Source organism: Streptomyces sp. GbtcB7 (genome assembly GCF_019091445.1).
Taxonomy (GTDB): domain Bacteria; phylum Actinomycetota; class Actinomycetes; order Streptomycetales; family Streptomycetaceae; genus Streptomyces; species Streptomyces mirabilis.
Genome location: NZ_JAGXJM010000012.1, coordinates 285,730 through 287,392, shown reverse-complemented (window position 1 = coordinate 287,392; position 1,663 = coordinate 285,730). Strand labels below are relative to the sequence as shown.

Annotated in this window: 3 protein-coding genes; 1 reads left to right on the top strand and 2 read right to left on the bottom strand. The window is 70.1% G+C overall.

The window, feature by feature from the left end:
- Window positions 1-73 (bottom strand): biotin carboxylase N-terminal domain-containing protein (locus KVT44_RS58170; protein ID WP_308314065.1); only part of this gene is annotated, 73 nt, incomplete at its 3' end.
- Window positions 74-437: 364 nt separating this feature from the next.
- On the opposite strand from KVT44_RS58170, the gene KVT44_RS21715 reads away from it, so the two are divergent.
- Entirely contained in the window at window positions 438-971 is a 534-nt protein-coding gene (locus KVT44_RS21715) for a hypothetical protein (protein ID WP_217568194.1), read from the top strand.
- On the opposite strand, the gene KVT44_RS21710 is transcribed toward KVT44_RS21715, so the two are convergent.
- Complete coding sequence (locus KVT44_RS21710) at window positions 972-1,592, bottom strand: nucleoside triphosphate pyrophosphatase (protein ID WP_099920954.1); 621 nt, start codon at window positions 1,590-1,592, stop codon at window positions 972-974.
- Window positions 1,593-1,663 lie beyond the last annotated feature (71 nt).

Here is a 1,663-nt window from a genome sequence, read left to right as displayed (position 1 = left end):
CGCTCGCGATCCCGGCATCCCGGCACGCCCGGGCCACGCGGACAGCGATTTCGCCACGGTTGGCGATGAGCACCTTGCGCACGATGGCTCCCTCCTTGAAACAAGCCGAGTTTAGGGACTGCCGACACGACCTTTCGACCCGTCCCCAATGGTGAGCTTGCCCACACGGAGCGTGATTCGAGGCTCGCTCGACCCGCGAGATCCCTTGTCACACCGCGGTACGCAGGAATCCTTGGCTGAACCCTAGCCCTCCTGTGTGGCCAAGGTCTCTGTGAGGCCGTGCTGCGACGCACAGCGTTTCTTTGTGGAGTCCCTACGAATGGCCCAACGATTCTTTGCCCGCGGCCGAACCCTTGTCCCGGCGTTTACCCGTTAGTAGCGTTCGGGAGGTCTCGAACATACTTGGGGTAACAGCACTCGGAAGTGGGTGGGGACCGGTGGTGCGTAGACCGGTGGCGTGGGTGGCGGCGATCGTGCTCTTCGTGGAGGCGATCGGCATCGCGCTGCTGAACTGGTTCCTCGGCGTGGTCGTCGACCGCCAGGACATGTCCCTGGCGGGTCTCGACTCGGACGTGATGTCCGTCTCGTCCAAGGTCGGGGGGCTGGTCTTCGGCCTCTACTTCGCGCTGTGCGGCGTCGCCGCGCTGCTCATCGCGGTGCGCGACCGCGCCCCTGGCCTCTTCGGCCGCATCCTGCTGATCAGTGCCGCAGTGGTGCACGGTCTGCTCGGCGCGTTCACGGTGGGTCTGGTGGGCTGGGGCGCGTTCGTGTTCATGATGGTGGCGCTCGGGCTGATCGTGTTCACCCTGTTGGCCTTCGACCGCGGCGCGGGTCCCGCCGATGCCGCGCCGGGCGACGGCGCGGGCGGCGAGGACGGCAACGGAGGCACGAACGGCGGAACGAACGGGGGTATGAGCGGCGGTACCGGGGGATCCCCGGTCACGGCACCCCCGACGCCGAGCGCGTCCTGATCACTTCTCCTGTGGGGTCCACAACTCCGTGATGCCCACGCCCAGTTCGGCCAGCAGGCGGCGCACCAGCGGCAGGGAGATGCCGATGACGTTGCCGTGGTCGCCGTCGATGCCCTCGATGAAGGGGGCCGAGCGGCCGTCGAGCGTGAAGGCCCCGGCGACGTGGAGCGGCTCGCCCGAGGCGACGTACTCGGCGATCTCGGCGTCGGTCGGCTCGCCGAAGCGGACCACCGTTGACGCGGTCCCCGACGCGTAGCGCTTGGCTGTCGTGTCGTAGACGCAGTGCCCCGTCTGGAGGGTGCCGGCCCGGCCGCGCATCGCCTTCCAGCGTGCGGTGGCCTCCTCGGCGTCCGCGGGCTTGCCCAGCGCCTCGCCGTCCAGGTCGAGGACCGAGTCGCAGCCGATCACCAGGGCGCCCTGGACCTCGGTCCGGGCGGCCACGACGGAGGCCTTGGCCTCGGCCAGGGCGAGCGCGAGTTCGGCGGGGGTCGGGGCGGAGACGGCGTCCTCGTCGACGCCGCTCACGATGACCTCGGGGTCGAGTCCGGCCTGGCGCAGCAGGCCGAGCCGGGCGGGGGACTGCGAGGCGAGCACGAGGCGGCGGCGCGGCTGATCAGTCATGCGGTCAGGGTATCGGCGTGGGCGTGTCGTCCCCCGTCGCCCTGTCTCACCTCGCGCCGATCGCACCGCGC